This is a genomic window from Gelidibacter japonicus (assembly GCF_010725055.1).
Taxonomy (GTDB): domain Bacteria; phylum Bacteroidota; class Bacteroidia; order Flavobacteriales; family Flavobacteriaceae; genus Gelidibacter; species Gelidibacter japonicus.
The window spans coordinates 334,619-357,227 of the sequence record NZ_BJKB01000003.1; the positions used below are offsets into that span (position 1 = coordinate 334,619).

Below are 22,609 nucleotides of genomic sequence, written 5' to 3' on the forward strand. Positions count from 1 at the left end.
AGTAGATTAGGGATTAGTAGATTAGGGATTAGTTGTTACACAGAATTTTGCAAAGAGGTGCCAATATTTCGATATAGAACCGTCCGGCGGGTCTGCGGAAAATTAAAAGCTGTTACGCAGGTTTCACAAAGGAGGTACAAAGTTCCGCAAAGATTTGAGGATTGTTGATTTACGATTGACGATTTATGCCTGCCCTTTCGAAGCTTTTCCGGAGGCGGGATTTACGAAAAATAAAAAGTTATTCCACAAAATACACAAAGGAGACACGAAGTTGCACAAAGAGAGTGTTAGTGTTTGAGTGAAGTAGCGTTTTGCGAAAATCTGTGAAACCTGCCCGTCTGGCAGGCGGGTCTGCGGGAAATTAATAAAAATATTTCACCCTTTCCTAATCCTGCTCAATGTTTCTTGGGTCATTCCCAAATAAGAAGCGATATGCCCTAAAGGCACTTGATAGGCAATATCTGGAAATTCCGCCAACATATAGTCGTAGCGTTCTCTGGCGGTCTGAAATTGGATGGCGTTGAGCTTGTTGACCATCTTCGTGAGCATTTCTGTGGTAACCAGTCGGCCCATCGTTTCCATTTTGTGATATTTGGCAAACAACTGGTCAAGGTCTTCCTTGGAGATGCAGTAGAGGGTGGCATCTTCCAATACTTCTAAATAATATAAACTTGGAGTTTGCTGAAAAAAACTGTCCACGCTGGACATGAATTTCCCAACTCCAAAAAACCACTGGGTGATTTCTTTTCCGTTTTCGTTAAGATAATAACTACGACCCATCCCTTTTTCTATAAAATAAAGTGTTTTGCAAATCTCACCTTGTCTGACAAGGGTTTGATTTTTTAATACCGTCTCTTTCTTAAAATGTGAGACGATATCATTTAACTCGTCATCGGTAAAAGGAACTATCGTGCTTAGAAAGTCGGTGATATCCATATTATAGTGTCAATCTGCTGAATTATTGCACAAGATAAGTAAAATACGATTTAGAATCATTGGTGTTTCACAGAGAACAAAGAATAAAGAATAAAGAACAAAGACTTGATTGTAGCTGAATGAGGAACACACATTGTTTGAATTATAATTGTCCATTCACTATTAAGATATCTAAATATTGAAATTATGATGCTCAAGATGTGAAGCTCATCTATTATTTTTGTGCGACATAACTTTGCTTTCCATAAAAGTCATTGTGAACCACTAAAGAATCAAGATGCTTCAGCAAACATAAACATCTCCAAAAATATGAAATGCGCTCAGTTGGTGGTCCCCTTGAAGTAGTAGTGACAAATTTCTCCACATCAGGTTCAAAACCATAATAAACCATCAAAACCATCACCACTTCTAAAAACAAAAGCCTAATTTTGCTGTCTTTTTGTTAGGATTTATCCTTTCAGATTATTTGATGTGACATTAAAGAGTGGTATTGGTAGTCAAAGCCATCGAACAAATCACTATATAGGCGATTTGAAGTCGTGCAGTTTGAATATTTATGGAAACACGAGATAAAAACGGATTAAATAAGACATCACGGACGCTCTTGCTCGTGGGTATATTATTCGTATCTATAAATTTAAGACCCGCGCTTTCAAGTATCGGCCCATTAATCGATATGATTCGTGAGGATGTCGGACTTTCGGACACTTTATTGGGCCTACTGACTACCTTACCTTTAATCGCATTTGGTGTCGTTTCAACAATGACACCCTTGTTCACCAAGCGTTTTGGAATTGGCAATACGATTTTAGGAGCCTTGATCCTACTGACTGCGGGTATTGGCATCCGTTCTGTAGGAGGTATCTTTGAACTGTATCTGGGAACGATTTTATTGGGAATAGCGATTGCTTTCGGAAATGTATTGATTCCCGCATTGATCAAAAGAAACTTCCCACACAAAGCCGGATTTGTGACCAGTTTATATTCCGGAATCATGTCACTTGGCGCTGCCTTTGCCGCAGGATTAAGTGTTCCATTGGCCGATGAGCTCAATTTGGGTTGGCGGGGCTCGCTGGCCGTTTGGGCCGTATTGGCAGTATTGGCATTGATCATTTGGATTCCCAACATCAAACGCATCAATCGCACCCCGCCAAGTAGAGGGTTTAAAGAAGCCATGAAGAAACTGAGCGGCTCATTGTTGGTTTGGAAAATGGCATTTTATATGGGCCTCCAATCCTTGGCGTTCTATGTGATTTTAGCATGGTTACCCGCCATACTTCTCGATCGAGGATATGATGATTCGTACGCCGGGTGGATGCTTTCCCTATCGCAGGCCACCGGAATTATTGGCGCCATTGTGATCCCTATTTGGGCGGGGTCAAGAAAAGACCAACGCCTGGTCATTGTTTCTTTAATTATTGTTGAAGTTATTGCTTTGATTGGATTAATGATCCCCGGAATTGGCATGGTTGAACTATGGGTTGGCCTTATTGGAATGGTACTTGGCGGCACATTTGGTCTGGCCTTATTGCTGATCGTTCTTCGGTCCAAGGACGCAGAAACCGCCGCCGAACTCTCAGGAATTGTTCAATCCATTGGTTATTTTATTGCAGCCACAGGACCTTTTATTGTAGGGGTCATTTACGATCTAACGCAGGTATGGAACTACGCTTTGGTTTTGTTGGTTGTAGTTGCAATTATAAAACTTGTACTTGGAATTGATATTGGAAGGGATAAAAAGGTTTAATTGTCATCACGAAGCATTTAAATATAAGGAAAATGGGCATAGCTCATTGTCCAAAAGTTGATGTCTTACGCTAACAACGGTTCATATCCATATACTGAATCAAAAATTCAAATCAACACATATAAAGTCCGTAAAACTAATTGGTTACCAATGGCTCTAATGTTTCCCAAACCGTATTCGCCAATATCTTATGACCTTCCACATTGGGGTGGATGCCGTCGCTTTGATTCAGGGAAGCAATCCCTCCAACATCCTTCAAAATAAATGGAATAAACTCCAAGTCATTCTTTTCTGCCAAGTCGGCGAAAAGTTGACGGAACTCCGTGGTGTAATCCTGACCCATGTTTGGCGGCAACTCCATGCCCGCAAGAATGATGGTCGTTTGTGGACTTTTTTCTTTTACGACATCAATGATGGCTTGCAAATTGGCGCGTGTTTCTGTTAAGGCCACCCCACGCAATCCGTCATTTGCGCCGAGCTCCAAAAGAAACAGGTCCACCTTTTGCTTAATCACCCAATCAATTCGGCTTCTACCGCCTGCCGTGGTTTCGCCACTGACGCCCGAATTGATCACCGTATAATTCAGGCCCAAGGAATCAATCTTTTGTTGCAAAAGCGCCGGGTAAGCGTCATTGCTGTCGTCCAATCCGTAGCCCGCGGTGATGCTATCGCCAAAACAGAGAATGGTTTTACTTTTATTTTCGTTGGTCACAAGGTCTTCGGTTTGTTCGGAAGTGCTTTGGGTGTCCGTTGTTTTTTCCGTTTTACCATCGCCACAGGAGAATAGCAGGAGTGGCAGAATAAAATAACAAAACTTTATGAGTTTGTGGGCGATTGCGGTTGGTAGAATCGAATGCATTTGTTTATTTTGAGCCTTGGACATAAGTCGCTATTTAAATTAAAATGTATATGCCAAAGATATTAAAGATTACCGGGTTGGAAAAGACATATACCAGTGGTAACAAACAATTAACGGTCTTGCACGACATCTTTTTTGAGGTGGAGCAAGGTCAAACCTTTTCTATTGTTGGTCCTTCCGGAAGTGGAAAGACCACCTTACTCGGTCTGTGCGCGGGCTTGGATCAGCCCAATGCAGGGCGAGTGGAACTCTGTGGACAGGATTTAAATGACCTGAATGAAGACCAACGTGCGCAATTGCGCAACAAGGAAGTCGGTTTTATTTTTCAGAATTTTCAATTATTGCCAACACTTACGGCCCTCGAAAATGTGAGCGTGCCCTTAGAATTGCAAGGCAATAAAGACGCAGTCAAAAAGAGCAAGGTGTTGTTGGAAAAAGTAGGCCTGGGCGATCGGGTGCACCATTATCCCTCACAGCTTTCTGGTGGGGAGCAGCAACGGGTGGCCTTGGCGCGTGCTTTCGCAAATGCGCCATCCATCTTATTTGCCGATGAACCTACGGGAAATTTAGATGATGACACCGGTGAAAAAGTGATCCAGCTCTTGTTCGATCTCAATAAGGAAAATGGCACTACCTTGGTCATCATTACCCACGATCTGGAATTGGCCAACCGCACCCAACAAATCTTACGTCTTAAAGGCGGAAAAATAGTAACCAACCAATTGACTCCCGTACTGTGAACGACTCTCCATTAAAAACCAACCTACAAACCTCTTGGCTTTTTAAAATGGCCTGGCGTGATGCCAAAGCCAGCAAAGTGCGCTTGTTCCTATTTATGGCATCTATTATCCTGGGGATTGCAGCCGTGGTGTCCATTCAATTGTTCAGCACGAATCTGAAGGACAATATCCAGAGCCAATCCAAAGTCTTAATGGGAGCCGATTTTATTATCGACTCCAGACAGGAACCAACAGCACGTGCCCAGGAGATTATCGATTCATTAAAACCAAATGCTTCAGAAGTCAAGTTTGTATCCATGATTGCCTTTCCCAAGAATGGCGGCACCAAGTTGGTGCAGGTCCGTGGCATGGAAGGCGGATTTCCTTTCTACGGCAAAATAGAAACACAACCTACCTCAGTTGCAGATACTTATCAAGAGTCAGGCGGAGTTTTGGTTGATGCCACTCTGATGCTTCAATTTGACGTCAAACCCGGTGATTCCATCAAAGTGGGCGAACTCACATTGCCTATCGCAGGGGCCTTAAAATCAATTCCAGGAAGCTCGGCGATTTCCTCTTCCGTAGCCCCACCGGTCATCATTCCGTACCGGTTTGTTGAAGCGACCCAACTGTTGCAGTTCGGAAGTAGGAAAGAATACCAGTATTTCTACAAAACTTCAGATACTTTAGATTTAGTACAACTCAAAGACCAATTAGAACCAAAGCTCGAACAGGAGAACGCCGACTTAAGCACCCATATTAGCAGCACCAAACGCTTGGGCAGACGGTATGACAATGTGGGGAAGTTCTTGAACTTGGCGGCGTTTATCGCCTTATTGTTGGGCTGTATCGGGATTGCGAGTTCCGTGCATATCTATATCAAAGAAAAACTCAGAGCCATTGCGGTCCTTAAATGTATGGGTGCATCAAGACTCCAAAGCTTTTTGATCTTCCTTATTCAAATTGCAGGCATCGGGATTGTTGGCGGCCTTATCGGATCAGTGATTGGCGTCGGGCTACAAGGCCTATTTCCGTACCTTTTAAAAGACTTTTTACCCTTTGCGTTAGATATAAGCATTTCGGCACAACCCATCTTTATTGGGGTGTTTTTAGGCCTGTTCATGTCGGTCTTATTTGCGCTCTTGCCACTGTTGCGCACCTGGTACGTATTGCCATTGGAAGTGTTGCGCGTAGACGAAGAAGCCGTTCAGGAGCCTCTAAAAGTACGGATTATCGTATTTACGGCCATTATGGTGTTTCTGTTTTTATTCTCCCTCTGGCTCATCCAAAATTGGCTCTATGCCTTGGCGTTTGTGGGCGCAACGCTCATTACCCTTGCTATTTTGGCGGGAATTGCGGCACTTTTCATCAAAACCATCAAACGATTCTTCCCAAAGCGTTGGGGATTTACGGCACGCCAAAGCTTGCTCAACCTGTTCCGACCAAACAACCAAACCGTTGTCTTGGTGGTGGCCATTGGCTTGGGGACCTTTTTGATCAGCACACTCTATTTTACCAAAGACATTTTACTGTCGAAAACAGAAGTAGGGCAGACCTCGGAAAACGCCAATATCATCATCCTCGATGTGCAAAGTGAGCAGCGTGATGCCGTAGCACAAAGCATTATCACTAAAGACTTGCCCGTGGTCAATAACATTCCGATGGTAACCATGCGAATGCACAGCATCAAGGGCCGATTGGTGAATGACATCCGTCAGGACACCACCAACCACACCCGGTCATGGATCTTGAACCACGAATTTAGGACCACTTATCGGGATACGCTGACCGCTTCTGAAGAATTGCTGGAAGGCACATGGATACCCCGATTGCAACCGGGCGAACCGGTGGTCATCTCTATTTCGGATAACCTCTCGGAAGATGCGAAGGTCACCGTGGGGGATACGATTGTATTTAACGTACAGGGCGTGCTCATGGAAACCACCGTGGGCAGTATCAGAAAAGTAGATTGGGCACAAATGCAGCTTAACTTTACCATCGTCTTTCCGGTAGGCGTGCTCGAAGATGCGCCACAGTTCAACGTATTGACCACCACCGTGAAGGATGAGTCGAGTTCCGCCGCATTACAGCGCGACTTGGTGTCTAAGTTCCCCAACCTGTCCATCATCGATTTGCGACAAGTATTCACGCTGGTGGAAGACATCTTGGACAAAGTTTCTTGGGTCATCAACTTTATGGCGTTTTTCAGCATCCTTACCGGCATCATTGTCTTGATTGGCTCCGTAAGGACCAGTAAATATCAGCGGATCAAGGAAAGCGTACTGCTTCGTACCCTCGGTGCCAAAAACTCACAAATCTTACAAATCTCAGCTTTTGAATATGTATTTTTAGGATTGTTGGGAAGTCTGGTGGGGATCCTCTTGGCCTTGGTGAGCAGTCTGTGCTTGGCTTTCTTTGTGTTTAAAGAACCTTTTGCGCCATCGCTGATTCCTTTTGTGGTATTCCTTCCGGGGATAACACTTTTAGTTTTAGCGATTGGGTTGAGCAATATCCGTACGGTACTAAAAAGTTCGCCTTTAGAGGTGTTACGGAGAGAAGTTTAACCGCCTATCCTTACTGGAAAATGAACAGACTTTATGAAGCTATGATTGATGGGAATGGAATGCTATGCTTAAAATGATTGTTTTCTATTTTGTTGGTTGGATGTGGTGCCGGTGGAACTCTATATCATGTCTTCACTTTATTTTCCACAGAGATGAAGCTCCTCTGGAACTGAAAATAATCCCGATGATGTGTTTAACAATAGGTCGCACAAACAAACAAACAAACAAACAAACAAGCCCCATTGGAGCGATATCAAATGACATTCTAATAGGCCACCGATTGAAAGACTTGCCTTAAACAGAATTCAGTTTTTAGACTCTATAATTGAAGGCGCTTCGCTATTAATTTCGTAAATTAGTAGTTAATCAATTATTATAAACAAATGCTAAACATACTCTATTCATTACTGATCCAAATACCATCAAGCACTCCAAATCCTGGTGACACCAGTCCCATCGATTTCTCCAGCCCATTTGAGGTCATTGTCTATATTGTTGCGCCAATTCTTTTGATTATTTTTTATTTTACGTATAGAAAGAAGCAGAGGAAAGATAAGGATCAGGAATGATATTTTCAGATTTACCCATTCATATTCATTCTAAATACTTGTCCTTAGATCGTCCCAAGAGCTAATGCAAAGTATGGTGAAATGGGAACTCCGTTAATTTAATTCTCACTGAAAGTCAATCTGTGCTTCCTAAAACATTTCAATTGCTACAATCTTAAGCAAGGACTTGCTACATATATGAGTAGTTTTGTTTCATGAACTTTACAGAATACTACTCCCGGATTTTAGAGATCAATGGGCAACATCCCAATCTCAGTTTTGAACAACACAAGAAAATGTTCAACATCATTGCTTTGGAAATGCGCATGGACGAATTGAACCGCATTGAATATGCACTCAAAGACCCCGACCTCCAACGGAAGATTTATCGGCGCAGCCAATCGGTGCAATCGCAGTTGGCAAAACTCACCGACTTATCGCACGCTGCCCAAATTTTGGAACAGATGATTGAGGCGTCGCAAAGGGAGTGATATATTCGATTAGATCAAAAAAAAGCCATCGACAAACCACTAATAAAGACGGTCCCACAAACAGAGCACTCTTAATACTTAATACTCAGTACTTAATACTATTTCCTATTCAAACGTATGCCGTTTCTCCGCCGTGGAAGACGCATTCAGCAGTTCATGAAACAGTTTGATATTATTAAAATAGCGCGTGATCGCTTCAGATACCGCAAGACCAGAAATACCCGTTGCCAATAAGTCCTTAACATCTGCTGTAGTGATGCCACCAACCGCAAGCACTGGGGTTTCGGTTTTTAAGACGTCCATAATGGCCGTATAGCCGTTAAGACCCAAAATTGTGGGAATGTTCGCTTTGGTGTTTGTAAATCGGAAGGGTCCCAAACTGATATAATCAACGTCCTTACTGATTAAATTTTCACAATCCTGCAAGTTATGTGCCGAGCCGCCAATCATTTGCCAAGTGTACAAATGCGTTCTGGCAACGGTAGGGCAGACGTCGGTACTTCCTAAATGCACCCCATCGGCTTTCACGGTTTTGGCTATTTTGTGGTCGTCGTTGATGATCAATCGGGTCTGGAAATGCGAGGTAATTTCCCGAGCCTCCTGAGCCCATTTCAAATGTTTCTTTTCTGAAATATTCTTTAATCGCAATTGTACCAATTCTGCACCAGAAGAACAGGCTTTTTGGATGTTTTCCAAATGTTCTTTTGGAGTGTTGCCTTGAGAGATATAATGTAATTTGGGAATGATCATTTTTCAAATATTTTTGATTGTGTATTTATTTATGGCAATATTAATGTTTTACATGGATAAACCCTGTCGTATGTTGGTTATAAAATATAAATTTTGACAAACCTATAATTCAATAACCTAAAAAGGAAGCGTATGAAAGTTCGTTAATTATTCTTATAATTATTGATATATTTACTTTCCCAAATCATTAGTATGCCAAAAATAGTTATTCGGTTTTTTTTCTATTTAATACCTTGTTTTTTATATGCCCAATGTCCGGTTGGAGATGTTCATTTGAATAATCAAAATGATGTTAATGATTATATATCGAATTTTGGAACTTGTGAAGTAATTAATGGAACATTATCTATTAGAGGAGATACAGCAATTGATATCTCTGGAATCACAGCAATAAAGCGAATAGAAGGTTCTTTAATTATTGATTCCAAAATGATGAGTATTGCAAATTTCAGCAATTTAGAATTTGTTGGTGGTGATTTTGAAATTGACCATAATGATGTTTTGGAGACTATTGAAGGCATCAATAAATTACATACTGTTAACGGTAATTTTTTAATTACACGAAATTATACGAGTTTAAAAACCATTACAGGATTTAATAGTTTAGAAATAATTGGAGGTAATTTTCAAATATCTGAGAATCATTTTCTCGAAATGATAGCTGCCTTTGATAACCTGATAACTGTGGGTGGTAGGTTTCTGATAAGAAGTGCTGATAAATTGCAAAGATTAAATGGGTTTAATGCACTAACAAAAATTGGCACCGGCTATAAAGCTTCATCTATTAAAGGAACTCTCAGTATTGTGGATAATCATACTCTTATTGAAATAAATGGGTTCAACTCGTTGACTGAAATAGGATTAGAGATGGAGGTTACGGATAATAGAAGTTTACTTCGTGTGAAGGGATTTACCAATCTTGAAAAAGTACGATCACTAACTTTCATGACAAATTCATTATTGGTTGAAATCCCATTATTTAACAACCTGACGACCATCGATGGGGCTTTAAGTATTAATGACTCGGCATTGGTTGACATTAACGGATTTAATACTGTTCAATCGCTTGGTTGGTATCTAAATATTAACCGAAATTCTGAGCTTGTCAAAATAACAGGTTTTACAAATCTCAATAAAATAAATGGCCAATTTATTATCGCAAATAATCCTGAATTAAAGAGCCTAATCGGGTTCAAGAGCTTGGCTGAAACTTCAACAATTAACATTGCGTACAATGCATCTATCGAAGATTTAAAAGGTTTAGAGAATCTATTTACCGTGGGTATCATTGGTGGCGGCAATGGTGTTTCAATATGGGGAAATGATTCTTTGTCAGACTGTACTGCAATTTGCAATTTACTGTCCAACGGCACGGTATCTGGTGCTATCTATATCGCTCATAACCCTTCAGGATGTAGTAGTGAACAAGAGGTCAGGGCAGAGTGTTCTCCAGCCGGAGGAGACGGACGTTTAGCCATTTGTATGACTAGTAGTCCTGTTGATTTATTCGATAGTTTAACTGGAGCGCCAGATTTAGGAGGCGTATGGACACCCGTTTTATCGAGCGGTAATGGACTCTTCAATCCATTAGTAGACCACGCTGGCGTTTATACATACACCATCGCCACAGGGATTGGTACTTCAGAATCTTCGGAGGTTACGGTTACAATTGATAATGTGCCAAATGCAGGAGGAGACGAAAATTTAACTGTTTGTTCGAACATGACTTCGGTTGATTTGTTTGAGAGTTTATTGGGCACACCAGATAAAGGTGGCGTCTGGACACCAAATTTGACGGACGGGAATGGACTATTCAATCCCGCTTTTGACGCTGCAGGTACTTATACTTATACAGTTGCCAATTCATGTGGTACAGCTACCTCAAAAATAACTATTGCAGTTGATGTATTTCCAAATGCTGGAGAAAACGGTAGTCTGGATATTTGTTTCGCTGACAACTCTGTGGACTTGTTTGATAGTCTGATGGGCACTCCAGATCCTGGAGGCATTTGGACACCCCAATTAGCAAGTGGAACAGGTGTATTTGATCCATCGAAGGACACGGCAGGGATTTACTCTTATACTTTGTCGGGCGGAGTTTGTGGATCGGTCACTTCTGAAGTTTCAGTGACCATAAATACGCTGCCAAGTGCTGGACAAAATGGACGACTTGACCTTTGTAGGGATAGCAGTTCTGTGAATTTGTTTGATAGTTTAGGTGGTTCCCCTGACATAGGAGGCATTTGGTCGCCAACGCTTTCAAGTGGTACAGGTATATTTAATTCTTCAGTGGATGCTTCGGGAGTTTACGTCTACACGGTCACCAATGGCGTTTGTGGTACATCTACAGCTGAAGTTAATGTTATGGTTGATACACTACCCAATGCGGGAGAAGATGGGAGTTTAGAGATTTGTAGGAATAGTAATTCCGTAGATTTATTCGCTATTTTGTCTGGAACACCCGATACAGGTGGCATGTGGAGTCCTTCATTATCAAGTGGAACAGGAGTTTTTAATCCTGAAATAGATACTGGAGGCGTGTACACTTACGCTGTGGCTAATGGTTGTGGCGTGGTATTATCAGAAGTTGTGGTTGATGTCATTAATTTCACTCCCATAAGTAATTATGACATTAAGATTACAGAATTTAGCGGGAATAATTCGCTGGAAGTTATTGTGAATTCTAACGCAGACTATCAATATTCATTGGACGGTTTACAATACCAAAACAGCCCTATTTTTGATCATTTAAGTGGTGGGGATTACACCATATATGTTCGAGAAGTTAATGGTTGCGGAATTTTAGAAGAATCTGTAGCCATTTTGGATTTCCCGAAATTCTTCACGCCCAACAATGATGGTTTCCATGATGTTTGGACATTAAAGGGAAGCACCACTAGAGTTTATGATCTTTATATCTATGATCGGTATGGTAAACTTTTAAAGCAGATAAGAACTTCAGGAAAAGCTGGGTGGGATGGCACTTATAGAGGTAAAAATTTACCATCAGATGATTATTGGTTTAAGGTTGTGTTTGAGGATGGATTTGTTAAGACCGGTCATTTTACTTTAAAAAGATAATCTTCTTTTTCTTGATTATTATTCATGAATGCCCGAAGTTTTAAAGTTCCCGTCATTGTTCGGATAGAAATTTAAATAGTGAGTAATCTGCAGAGTGATTCATACAGTATTTTTTTATATATTTACATAATCACTTAGTAATCAGTGATTAATTCTCCCCCTTTTCGAAACGTAGAATAACATCTTTGTGTTTAACCGATTGTTAGTTTGGCATAAATTTATGCCCAATTTCCTATTAGACCTTGAATAGACCAGCTAAAATCACATATTATGAAAGTTTTCAAAGAGTATTGGTGGTTGTTTCTAATTTTTTTGGCAACTACTTTAGTGTTCATTTTAGGCTATAAGGGTGTGATGCCAGATTTAGAATGGACTGATAAGCCATTGGATATATTAGGCGGATTATTTGCCAAACTCCTCATTGTTGGCGCTTTACTTGACCAGTTTATTGCACTTTTTTTTCCACAAGAACCTTCATCGGTAGAACAACGAAAAGCAGCGGTAATAAAATTGGCTCATATTAAGGAAAAACAAGAAGTGGTAAATAAGCAGCTATTTGACGCAAAGCTTAATTTTGATAAAGAACCCCGTCCATTGTATGATCTTAATACATTGAATTCTAATTTATCTTCATAAATCACATCCAAAGAGGTTGTGGCAAATGAAATTGAGAGGATTGATTCTGGACGGTCAAAGCGCGTAAGGATGATTGCATTTGGCTTCGGTCTCATTTTGGCCATCACAGGAATAACCACACTTACTGATTTTATAATCATGCCTAATGACTCAAACATGTTATTAAACCATAAGATTTTATCCTATTATGATATTATTTTTACGGCAGCCATCCTGTCTGGGGGTACCTCTGGTATTCATCAACTCTCTAATGTAGTAAAGGACTCTTGGATGAAAAGTTAAGCATTCTCCAAGAAGGTTTAAACGAACATAGTGAGCGGTTTATGAGCCCTATTTAATTATTTTTATTTATCTTTAAGAATCAGTTACCTGCATTGAGGTAATAAGAACTCCCCTTAAGAGTCTGTAATAGTACAGCTTTGTACCCAAGGCATGATGCCTTTTGTTGACCACATTTTTGAAATAGATTGATTGCATTTTTCCCCACTCGAATTAAGACCCTCGCACGGTCTATAATTCTGAAAATCGAGAACCTCGGGTTATTAAAACCCACTGGTGGAAATAAATTTTAATACATGCACTATGAAACCTATCACATATTGCCTTTTGCTCCTGAGTATTTGCTTTCTAACTTCCTGTTATTCCGTTAGATTACGGAATGTCAATGGCACACCACAACCCGATCCATTTTCAGACAGAGACGACTATTATCGTGGAATGGCGGTTGTAGAATTGGACACTACGATTGGCATAAAGCTGACATCCAAGGACTTTACTTACCTCATTAAGGAAAGGGAAGTCTGTGAATCAGGTAAAATAAACATCATAGAGTATCGCAATACATTTGGAGGACTTTTACTTAATGCCATCACTTTTGGTAGAAAGCGTAGAGTGAAAATCAAATATGTCTGTGAAAAACCCTAAACTAGAGGATCATGGCAAATACAAAATCTAAACTGTTAACAGAGTGGGACACCTTACATAACAACGGCCCTTTTCCTTTAAAGTTATTGTACCAAACGAAATTGGAAGGTGAACGTGTAATGCCGAAAAAATTGGACCGTTATAATGATGTCGCCTTAGAAATCCAGAAGCTCATCAGGGACAGTCAGCAAGCAGGCGAGGGGTTCCGTGCCTATGGCTCGGCCTGGTCCATGAATAATATTGCCAGCCATAAGGACCGCATGCATTATAATGGCTTTATGAATCTTTCAATGCCCATCCGTGCCGCTGATTGCCATCCAGAAAACACCTACGATCCTACAAATCTGTTTTTATTTGAATGTGGCAACACCATTAAGGAGTTATGTGGTAGGGCTTAATTTGATCATAGGTCCCAATCCCAATGACATTGTCTATCTCGAACCGAAATCCAAACCCGCCTTAAGTGATGCGTTTATTCAGACCTTAAACTCACGGGTAATCAGGGATGACGACTTGTTTTACGCCGCTTTGGTGGGGTTGGGGAGCTTTGGATTCATCCACGGGATCGTGGTAGAGGCGGAGCCAGTGTATCTCATCAAGCGTTATGTAAAAAAAATCAGCAAGAGTGTCGCTTTCGAACTTGCCAATACGATGGATTTTAAAAACTCCAGTTTTACGATCCCAGGCGAAACGGATGCACAGGGAAAGGGCAATCGGCCTTATCATTATAAAGTATTTATCAATCAATACAGTGATGAACCTGACTGTGTGGTGGAAATCATGTACAAGAAACCCTACAGAGAACCCTATCCAGATCCTTTCCCGGTGATCAAGGAATCGCTGTTTCGCGATTTAATCCATCTCTTTGTGAAACTTGCCGAGAATTTGCCCAAAAGCATTCCGTGGTTGGTGAAACGTCTGAAGGACACTATTCTGCCAACGGTCAATGAGGAAACGACGGGTATGCTGAAAGAAATCTTTTGGGATGCACCTTATCAAGGTTCAGCGTTTGCCTGTTCCTTTGGAATTCACCATAAAGATTCAGAAAAAGCAATGCAGCTTTTAGGGAAATTGACCCGCGATGAAGGGCCAATTCCGGGCATCTTTGCCATGCGATTTGTAAAACAGACCAAGGCGACACTTGGCTTTACCAGATTCCCGATTACCTGTATGTTGGAGATTGACGGGGTGCTTTGGAAAAAAACAGCAAGTATTATGAGTTTAGAAGAGTATTCCAGAAGAATGATACAAGTCTTAAAAGCAAATAATATCCCATTTACGATGCATTGGGGGAAAAGTGCCGATTGGGAGTTTCCGGGATTGGTCGATCACATGTATCCTGGCAAAAAAGCCACATGGATCGCGCAACGGCAGAAACTGTTATCCACAGAAATGCAAGTACTGTTTTCGAATACATTTTTAAAGACGGTGGGATTGGATGCTACGGCGTGAGATTTTCCCACCAGTGGTTTTTATTATGCTTGTAGTATTCGATAGGCCAAAATCAGTATAGCAACAGCAAAAATGCTCGTATAAATTAATTTATTATGTTTTGCGAGCCAATTTGGTAAAAAAATATCAAAATTATCTTTTGTAGAATCGGAATATTTCCGGGCCATAACGGTCAAAGGACAAAACATTTTGAATGCCAATAGTACAAGGCCTTCCAAGAAAACCAACCCAATACCAATCCATACCCAAATATCAATCTTATTGAAAATTGCAGCATACAATATGTAGAATATAACCACATTAAAGAATAACCATATAATGGTATGACTGATTTTGATGATTAATAGTTTAGGAATGTTCATTGTAATTTATTTACTAACTCATCTAATCCGGTTTTTGGTATTATGAGATGGTTGTTTATAATTATTGACGATATGAAACACTCATGTTGTTAACTCCATGATATTATGTGATATAGCGCCGAAAAGACGCTATTGAGTAAAATGTTATAAATGCTCTATAATGTACTTGCGTTATGTAACTTTGCTTTGGAAAAAAAAGCGAAAGTTCTCCAAAATCTCCCCGAAAAGTTTTCTTTCCAAAACGTCCTTTAAAAACGGAATGGAACACTCTTTGCCCGGTGCGACGGTAGGAGAGTAGGGCAATGTGTGTGGAGTGGCTTGTTATGTTTAAGTTTATTATATGTATGTGAAGGGTATAAGTAAAGTTGGTATAACTTTAAGTTTGAAAAGAGAAACAAAAGAGTAAATGGAAATAGAAAAAAAAATTGATGAATTACAAGCTTTGGTATCTAAATATGATACTGAAAGTTTTACAGGTTTTTTTGCTTATTTTATAAAAAGAAGACCTAATGATTTTGATTTAAACAAGTTCAAATCCAAACTTAAAGATTTCCTTTATCTTATTGCTCTAAATGTTTTTTCAGAAATTAGAGGAACTACAAAATTTGAACATCCTACTGATAAATTAGGAATACTTGCAGATAAGGTTAATGAAATAAAGGATTATTATAAAGTAAAGGAGTTTAAAAATTATACAAAGGAATCTGTTATTCACGAAATGGCTTTTAGAAACCATTTTGATAATGGCATTCTAAGTTATGTGGAACAAGATTTAGAGAAGATTAGGACTGTTTTTACGCCATTTGAAGATGAAATAATCCAAGATTTTGGCTTCGATATTAACTTTCTGATAGAGATTTATAAAGAAATTGAACTAATATCTTTAATCAGATTCAAATATGTAATGAGGTTTTCGTTTACTAAAGAATTTATTGAATTTAATCAAAGGATTTTTAGCTATAAAATGAACTTTTCTGAATCGTTTGATTTGCTTCCTCCAAAAATTCAAGATGCTTTTTTATCTTTTCAATCCAAAACGTATGCGTACTTAATGTTTACAGCAGAGGATTTATATCATAGATTATCAAAAGACAAAGTTGACAAATTTCTAGAGTTATTTACTTGCGAGCCAACACCCAACCCTGAAATAAGGTATTATGCAACAGAAAGCCCGTTTGATTTAGCTCCCATTTTGAAGTTGTCAGAGGGTAGTTATTTGAATTTGTACCAAAAACAGATTCCTATTGCTATCTATAAAAAAATGTATGAACATTTAAGTAAGGATAAACGTATTAATGACAAGCTGAGAAAGCATAGAGAAAAAAGCTTAGAATGGAGAGTTACAGAGATATTTAAATCATTATTCCCATCCAATAGTACTTTCTTTTACGAGAATTATTTCGTTAAAGATAATTTTGAGCAAGATTTACTAATCCTTTATAAAGGGAACGCAATAATTGTAGAAACTAAAGCTTCAAAATTACGAGAACCATTTAGGAATATTCAAAAAGCTATCATACGATTGAAGGATGATTTCAAAGATGCTATTCAGTATGGATTTGATCAATGTAAAAGAGTAGAAGATTATTTTTTTGATACAGAACCTTTTGATGTAAAAAATGAGAAAGGAAAAGTTTTGTATACGGTTAATCCAAACAAGATTCACAGCATTTATTCAGTAGTTGTTACACTAGAACGATTCGGCTCTTTACAAACTGATTTAAGTTTAATGTTGGACAAAAGTAAAGACATTGATTACCCTTGGTCGGTTTATATAGATGACCTTGAAACTTTTTTACTGACACTCAAGCATACTACTAATAATCCTACAGGAAAATTTTTAGATTTCTTAAAATTAAGACGAGAAATGCACGGTCATTTATATGCAATAGATGAGTTGGATATTTGTGCAGTATATATTCAAAATCCAACTAAATTTACCCAGTATTCTAAGAAGAAAGATTCATTACTTAGATTTTCTCCTCACGAACAAGCAATTTTCGATCAATTATATTTTGATGAAAAAATACATTTTAAAGAAAAGTCTCTTCCTGATGACTATTATAAGTTTGACCTAAAATAGGAACAAGCGTTTCTCCACGCTTCCAATGGGCTTTAGCCAGTCGACTATACCAACGCAAAATGTCCTAATAATTTATAACCTTGCTTTCTTCTAAATAACAGAATAGAACATGTGTGTGTGTATTGAATGATTAGATGCTTTTTATTTTAAAAACTCCCAACTAATCCTAATCGATAAGCGCCTATTTTTAAACTCCAGTTTATTTTATCTTTTTGATTTTCATAAACCTGACTAAATTCTTTATCGTAGCTGTATTTATTCTGCTGTTTTAAATAACTATCTATACCCTCAACAATAGCGATACTTAAAACGGTACTTAACGCTACATCTGTGAGCCAGTGAGCACCGTCCCAAAGTCTAGAAACCGGAGAAATTATTCCTACAATATAAAATCCTGTTTTTATCCAAGGGTTGGAAAACTGTTTAGATAAAGCATACATGGTTGTTACAGAAAGAACTGTATGACCTGATGGAAAGGATCTGTATGCGGCTTCACCACCAAAGGGTTTGAAATAACTTTTACCTAAGCCAGCATTTGGTCTTGCTCTGCCTATTAACGTTTTTGTGGTTTGCTGAATCAACCCTGCTGCACTAGCTGAAGTAATCATCAAGACACCGGCTTGTCTCATTTTTTCATTGTTGGTAAACAAACCAAATAGATAAACTCCTCCCGTAATACCATAGTTGTTTTGAGGACTACCAAAATACCAGCCAAAATCTCTAACTACTATCGGAATATCTTCTTTGTGACCTTGAAAAAAATCATCAGCCTCTTCATCTACAAGGTAAAGCAAAGAGACCCCTGCGATAGTGCCTGCTAGTTTATAATAATCATCTTTTTGCCAGCGAGTGGGTTGCGAAAAAGTATGTAAAAACCCTCCGACTACATTAGAAGCGTCGTATTTTAGATTTTTCCATATAGTAGAACTTTTTGTGCTATCTACAGAAGTAGAGAGACTGTCCTGTTGAGCATATATAAAACCGGTAGTGTATAATATAGTACAAATACTAATTAAAAAATATTTTATCATACAGTAAGTTTAAAACCCAAATCCAACACCAAAACCAATTCTACCTCCTTCTATAGAGTTAAAATAGCTTACACGTGCTGTTAATAGTTCCGCTCCGGTAAGCCACAATCCACCTCCGTAAGATTGATGCCATTGGTTTGAGTTGTCATTTTTTTCCCAAACCCTACCATAATCATACCCTCCAAAAACACCTACCTTTAGAGGGATAAATGTTTTGTTTACCGAAGCCAACGTTAACCTGATGTCTGTAGTTTGCGAATAAGAATATTTTCCTAGAAAACGTTGATTTCTATAGCCCCTAAGATCTGTATCTCCTCCTAAAAAGGCTCCTTGATAAAACTCATATTCATCATTTAATAGTGCTTTTCCTCTAAAGAGAGTAGAAAAAGTTAACATTTCATTTTTAGAGATTTTATGTGTAAAGCCGAGAGCTGTTTCTAGGTAACTGAAATTCCGCTTAGTATCTTTAAGGTTTACTTTCCACATGGCTTGCGATTCAAAAGTGAAACCCAAACTTGGCAACGCTGGATGGTCATAATTTATGTATGAATATTTAATTGCAGTTTCTGCAAAAGGGTTGTTTTTAAAAACTTCAGTATGTAATTCTTCAAATTCATGAACAAATCTGCCTGGGGTGTTTTCAATTTTTATGTTTTCCACACCAATTTGAAGTTCTGTTTTGCTACCGCTTTTCCCTTCTTTAAAAATACTTGGAGCAAAGCGAATGCTCTGTATTTTAACACGATTGTAATCCATTCCAAGATCACTATCATTATTTTCTGTCTCGTTGCCATTTCCAAAATAATTGATACTATAACTGGGGGAGGTATAAAGGGCCTCAATTCCCAAGTCCCACTTACCAATTGTATTTACAAAAACACCTTGATAACTTACACCTAATCCTTTGGTTGCTGTGTAAAACAATACTGATAAGTTATGCTTTTGAGAAAAAGGGTCTCTGTTAAAATGATTGACGGCATAGCTTGAAAGAATCCCCAGTTTTATGCCGTCATCCGGATTGTATCCAATATTTGGTAAGGTAGATAGCGCATTATATTTGGGTCTTTTATAATCATAAACATTTGTGTTGTAGTTATCTGTAAGCTTCACAGTCGTTTTTCCATCCACTTGAAGTGTATTTTTCTTAGTTTTAAAGTCATAGATTATTATTCTTTTACCATTTTCTATTTGATAGGTATCGTTATTTTGTCCCCCAATCAAACGGATTTTAATCATTTTTTTAGAACTTACTCCTTGTACTTCAAAAATATCATTGTCGTCTAGCCCATATATCCAGATTTCTTTTGTGGTATCATTGGAGTATGTTTTGTGGAGGATTAATTCTTCCGTTTCCCTTTTTATTCGGAACATTTTTACTTCTGTATTTCCATCTGGCAGACGATTTATTATGAAACGTTCTTTTTTATCGGTACCTACAATTATGACTGTCTTGTTTAGAACTGCATAATATTCTTTTGCCCAAGTTTCTAAGTGTTGTTTTCGGTGTTTTAAAAGTGTTTTTACTTTTTCTACCGTCTCATCTTGTAGGTCTTTGGGCAATTGGGCAAAAGCATTATCTATGTCTTCATCGCTCAAGTTTTCTTGAATATACTTTGCTTGATCAATCCAAGTTTTTTCATCTGTTTGTGTTACAAAGGCTAAGTCCATTGGGTAGGGTTCCATATTAAACCATTTTAAATTTCGAATATCTTCATCAAAATGTTGCATATGCCGCAATGCAGGAATGCGCATAATTAATGAAATAAGTAGGCCATCATACTTTGGGAAAACTTGGTCTCTGTCTCTTGGAATTGGGCGGTAAAGGTTGTTTTTGCCGTCTTGAAATTCAGACCATCGCCATTGGTCTGAGTGTCTGTCCCAATCGCCTAAAAGCATATCAAACAGTCGCGCTCTTATGTAGGCATTTTCATCGATTTTAGATTTTTCATTTTTTCTTAAATTGAGTAACACATCACTAGTACTGATAATGTCATCGGCTTCACCAAAATTTTCGATATTGCTTTGTTCAGACATCGGGCGTTCTTCTATCATGTACAGCTCATCACCATAGATATCATTAAATTTTCCCAAGGCTTTCTGCTTGGGAACATAATAGAGCTCGGGATTGGTGTGATAAATATCTATGGGCTTTGCCAGACCACTAATAATAAATGGAAAATATGGATGTGTTGTAGTATAAAAATCTAATAAAAAGCTTTCTGCTCCTGTTTCTTCAAACTTATCGACCATATACTTTTCTTGATAAGCCAAATTTTGAACAAAGCGTGTGGCACTTTTTTTCAAACCACGCATAACATATTCTTTACCATCTTTATCTACCAACCGTAAAGAATTTGATTGATTACCACCACCTGCTCTAAGAGGGGTTAACCCTCCATAAAGAGTATCTATTTGTAGAGTAGGTACGTTTATTTTTTTACTATAATAAGTCCGGTAGTGATTACCCAGAAGAAATCGATAAAACCCGCTTTTTTCAGTCATTTCTTCAGTATAAATGGACGCGTCTGTAGTTGTCGGAAATGCTGTGGCTAAATAACTGTAATCTTTATCGGAAGTTGCCGGAAGTATTTCTTGGGCAAAAACCAGTTTTTCTTCATTGTTTTCGACGGAGTAAAAATGGACAATAGCACTTTGGTCTTGATAGATATTAAGTATAGCATATCCGTGGTTTCCATAAGAAAAATCGTTGGGATAAATAGCTCTTGCAGCTTCTTTTTTGGAAGCAGACCCACTTATTATTTGTTTCACATTATCATGGTCTATATATTGTAAATTGTGGTCATGACCGGAAACTACAATTACATTTTTACGATTGTAAATCATTGTTTTTATCCTGTTAGCTAAGCTTCTGTACTGCTTGTTTTGGATATCTTGCGGGCTTGCTCCGGTAGTTTTTCTTAAAAAATTAATCAAACCGGCGATTCCCGGAAGAGGTATTTTATTTTCAAAAGGAAAAAGTTGTTTTTCTATAGAAAATTGACCTCCGTGTGTCCCGTTTGTGAGCAAGGGGTGGTGCAGTGCCAAAATAATGGTCTTGTTTTGGTTTTTATTTAGTTGACTTTTTAGTTCATCATAAAAACCCTCACGGGTTTTAATATCGCAGTCATCATTGATGGTGGGTTGTTTGTTCCAATCTTCTAGAACCCACTGGCTGTCTACCACTATTAGCACAACATCTTCATTTATTTTTAAACGTTCTATGGGGCAACTGTTTCTTGGTAAAAACCCTTTTTTGTCTTTAAGGTATTTAGTGACAAATTTTTCTTGTTCTTGTAGCCCTTTTATGCCATAATACCAGTCGTGGTTTCCGGGTATAAAAACAGTTTTACCTTTAAAGTCTTTAGACAGTTCTAGTTGGGTGGTCAATTTTAATTCTGCTAGTATTCTTTCTTCAGAAGTTTTGTCTGTGGGCATCCCAATAGGATAAATATTATCTCCTAAAAATAAAAGTGTCGATTCTTTATTAGCCTTTTGTAGTTTATTTTTAAACATTGATAAGACTTCTTTTGCTTCTTGTTGGTCTGCATTTCCGGCATCTCCAATTAAAAAAAACTGATGTGAAAGTTCTTTATCAGACGGAATATCAACTATAGAATTTGTGATGTCTTTTCCAAATTGCGCTTTGTATGTAGAGCACGATTGCAAACAAAATACAAAAAACAAACACTTTATAAGTTGAGTGTAGCGTTTTATGTTGTTTAGAGTAAAAAAAATCATAGCTTAGTAGCAGTTAAAAAATTAAAATGAATGGACATAGTATCAAAATCAGAAAAGTTTGTTTTCCACTTATTCAAAGATAAACTTTCTCACAAATTTATTTATCACAATTACCATCATACTTTTAGAGTAGTTAGGGCTACACAAGAGTTAATAGATAACATTTCCTTATCTGAAGAAAATAAAAAGGCACTTCTTATTGCTGCTTGGTTTCATGATACGGGTTATGTAGGTGATTCCAGTGTTGATGAGAGTGAAAGTTGTAGAATTGCACGTCAATTTTTAGAAGCAGAACAGCAAGAAGAGCTTTTAATTAAAGAAGTTGAACGACTGATACAGGCTACCTGCCCAAATTATATCCCAAAAGATTTATCAGAAGAAATTATAAAAGATGCAGATACGTCTCACTTTGCGCACCCAAACTATATGGGTATTTCTGAGTTATTGCGAGCCGAATGGAAATTAATTAACAATCAGGAGTTTACCGATGTAGAATGGAATGTTTCCAATAGGGATTTACTTTTAAATAAACATACTTTTTATACGGATTATGCTAAAAGTTGGATAGGACGGATAAAGTGAGCCACTCGCAGCGGATGAAAGTGAGCATAGCAAAGTAAGTGCTCAAAATCGATTCATCTGTGGTTAAATTTAGTGATTATTTTTTAGTTTTTTACGCATGGATTCT

18 protein-coding genes are annotated in these 22,609 nt (G+C 38.3%); 12 read left to right on the forward strand and 6 right to left on the reverse strand.

Annotation, left to right across the window (positions count from 1 at the left end; translation table 11 throughout):
* Positions 1-375 precede the first annotated feature (375 nt).
* Complete coding sequence (locus G6N06_RS05390; RefSeq protein WP_163515030.1) at positions 376-936, reverse strand: Crp/Fnr family transcriptional regulator; 561 nt, start codon at positions 934-936, stop codon at positions 376-378.
* Positions 937-1,492: 556 nt separating this feature from the next.
* Here G6N06_RS05390 and G6N06_RS05395 point away from each other — a divergent pair.
* On the forward strand, positions 1,493-2,683 hold the full coding sequence (locus G6N06_RS05395) for a CynX/NimT family MFS transporter (protein ID WP_163515031.1): 1,191 nt from the start codon (positions 1,493-1,495) through the stop codon (positions 2,681-2,683).
* Between the two features lie 136 nt (positions 2,684-2,819).
* Here the strand turns inward: G6N06_RS05395 and G6N06_RS05400 are convergent, their stop codons facing one another.
* Positions 2,820-3,566, reverse strand: a complete 747-nt coding sequence (locus G6N06_RS05400) for an arylesterase (RefSeq protein ID WP_163515032.1) — start codon at positions 3,564-3,566, stop codon at positions 2,820-2,822.
* A gap of 26 nt (positions 3,567-3,592) precedes the next feature.
* Here G6N06_RS05400 and G6N06_RS05405 point away from each other — a divergent pair, with 26 nt between their 5' ends.
* The 3 genes from G6N06_RS05405 to G6N06_RS05420 all read left to right on the forward strand — a co-directional run bounded on the left by G6N06_RS05405 (position 3,593) and on the right by G6N06_RS05420 (position 7,864).
* Positions 3,593-4,282 carry an ABC transporter ATP-binding protein gene (locus G6N06_RS05405; RefSeq protein ID WP_163515033.1) on the forward strand — a complete coding sequence of 230 codons (690 nt, stop codon included), beginning with the start codon at positions 3,593-3,595 and terminating at the stop codon, positions 4,280-4,282.
* A 47-nt stretch (positions 4,283-4,329) separates the two neighbouring features.
* The gene (locus G6N06_RS05410) at positions 4,330-6,825 is read left to right on the forward strand and encodes an ABC transporter permease (RefSeq protein ID WP_163515066.1); all 2,496 of its coding nucleotides are present in this window, start codon (positions 4,330-4,332) and stop codon (positions 6,823-6,825) included.
* 763 nt (positions 6,826-7,588) lie between these two features.
* Positions 7,589-7,864: a hypothetical protein gene (locus tag G6N06_RS05420; RefSeq protein WP_163515035.1), complete on the forward strand. Its 276-nt coding sequence runs from the start codon at positions 7,589-7,591 to the stop codon at positions 7,862-7,864.
* 105 nt (positions 7,865-7,969) lie between these two features.
* On the opposite strand, the gene thiE is transcribed toward G6N06_RS05420, so the two are convergent.
* Positions 7,970-8,614 (reverse strand): thiamine phosphate synthase, encoded by a 645-nt coding sequence (thiE, locus tag G6N06_RS05425; protein WP_163515036.1) that lies wholly within the window; start codon positions 8,612-8,614, stop codon positions 7,970-7,972.
* Positions 8,615-8,806: 192 nt separating this feature from the next.
* On the opposite strand from thiE, the gene G6N06_RS05430 reads away from it, so the two are divergent.
* From G6N06_RS05430 to G6N06_RS05450, 6 genes are all read left to right on the forward strand, one after another.
* The gene (locus G6N06_RS05430) at positions 8,807-11,695 is read left to right on the forward strand and encodes a T9SS type B sorting domain-containing protein (RefSeq protein ID WP_163515037.1); all 2,889 of its coding nucleotides are present in this window, start codon (positions 8,807-8,809) and stop codon (positions 11,693-11,695) included.
* A gap of 270 nt (positions 11,696-11,965) precedes the next feature.
* A complete protein-coding gene (locus G6N06_RS05435; RefSeq protein WP_163515038.1) occupies positions 11,966-12,331 on the forward strand; it encodes a hypothetical protein in 366 nt (121 codons plus the stop codon).
* Between the two features lie 69 nt (positions 12,332-12,400).
* On the forward strand, positions 12,401-12,613 hold the full coding sequence (locus G6N06_RS05440) for a hypothetical protein (protein WP_163515039.1): 213 nt from the start codon (positions 12,401-12,403) through the stop codon (positions 12,611-12,613).
* A 300-nt stretch (positions 12,614-12,913) separates the two neighbouring features.
* Positions 12,914-13,255 (forward strand): hypothetical protein, encoded by a 342-nt coding sequence (locus G6N06_RS05445; protein ID WP_163515040.1) that lies wholly within the window; start codon positions 12,914-12,916, stop codon positions 13,253-13,255.
* 11 nt (positions 13,256-13,266) lie between these two features.
* A complete protein-coding gene (locus tag G6N06_RS19700) occupies positions 13,267-13,653 on the forward strand; it encodes a hypothetical protein (protein ID WP_205334726.1) in 387 nt (128 codons plus the stop codon).
* Positions 13,610-14,707: a hypothetical protein gene (locus G6N06_RS05450; RefSeq protein ID WP_205334727.1), complete on the forward strand. Its 1,098-nt coding sequence runs from the start codon at positions 13,610-13,612 to the stop codon at positions 14,705-14,707. The genes G6N06_RS19700 and G6N06_RS05450 overlap by 44 nt, the downstream gene beginning before the upstream one ends.
* Positions 14,708-14,730: 23 nt before the next feature.
* Here G6N06_RS05450 and G6N06_RS05455 read toward each other — a convergent pair whose 3' ends face one another.
* Positions 14,731-15,069, reverse strand: a complete 339-nt coding sequence (locus G6N06_RS05455) for a hypothetical protein (RefSeq protein ID WP_163515041.1) — start codon at positions 15,067-15,069, stop codon at positions 14,731-14,733.
* Between the two features lie 406 nt (positions 15,070-15,475).
* On the opposite strand from G6N06_RS05455, the gene G6N06_RS05460 reads away from it, so the two are divergent.
* Positions 15,476-17,152, forward strand: a complete 1,677-nt coding sequence (locus G6N06_RS05460; protein WP_163515042.1) for a hypothetical protein — start codon at positions 15,476-15,478, stop codon at positions 17,150-17,152.
* 146 nt (positions 17,153-17,298) lie between these two features.
* Here the strand turns inward: G6N06_RS05460 and G6N06_RS05465 are convergent, their stop codons facing one another.
* Complete coding sequence (locus G6N06_RS05465) at positions 17,299-18,183, reverse strand: phosphatase PAP2 family protein (RefSeq protein ID WP_163515043.1); 885 nt, start codon at positions 18,181-18,183, stop codon at positions 17,299-17,301.
* A 9-nt stretch (positions 18,184-18,192) separates the two neighbouring features.
* Complete coding sequence (locus tag G6N06_RS05470) at positions 18,193-21,867, reverse strand: metallophosphoesterase (protein WP_240337982.1); 3,675 nt, start codon at positions 21,865-21,867, stop codon at positions 18,193-18,195.
* 84 nt (positions 21,868-21,951) lie between these two features.
* Here G6N06_RS05470 and G6N06_RS05475 point away from each other — a divergent pair, with 84 nt between their 5' ends.
* Positions 21,952-22,503 carry an HD domain-containing protein gene (locus G6N06_RS05475; RefSeq protein WP_163515045.1) on the forward strand — a complete coding sequence of 184 codons (552 nt, stop codon included), beginning with the start codon at positions 21,952-21,954 and terminating at the stop codon, positions 22,501-22,503.
* Positions 22,504-22,609 lie beyond the last annotated feature (106 nt).